This window comes from Pseudomonas sp. KB_15, assembly GCF_052114525.1.
GTDB lineage: Bacteria > Pseudomonadota > Gammaproteobacteria > Pseudomonadales > Pseudomonadaceae > Aquipseudomonas.
Map to the genome: position 1 here is coordinate 1 of NZ_JBFREX010000381.1, position 355 is coordinate 355.

The following is a 355-nucleotide window of genomic DNA, read 5'->3' on the forward strand; positions in this document are numbered from 1 at the left end:
CGCTGCACGTCCTCGGCCCCCATGTAGACCACGCATTCCATGCCGAAGCGCGCGGCGATCGTCGCCGTGGCCACGCCGTGCATGCCGGCGCCGGTTTCGGCAATCACGCGCTTCTTGCCCATCTTGCGGGCCAGAATCGCCTGACCAATCACATTGTTGATCTTGTGCGCGCCGGTGTGGTTCAGGTCTTCGCGCTTGAGGAAGATCTGGGCCCCGCCGAGCGTCTCGCTCCAGCGCTGCGCATGGTAGATCGGCGACGGGCGGCCGACGAAGTGCTTCAGCTCGCGCCGGTATTCGGCGTCGAACGCGGGATCGTTCTGGGATTGCGCATAGGCTTCGCGCAGCTCGTCCAGCG

At 65.9% G+C, this 355-nt stretch carries 1 protein-coding gene; it reads right to left on the reverse strand.

Annotation, left to right across the window (positions count from 1 at the left end; genetic code table 11):
* On the reverse strand, window positions 1-355 hold a 355-nt coding region (locus tag AB4Z35_RS31385), incomplete at both ends, for a pyridoxal-phosphate dependent enzyme (protein WP_442101351.1).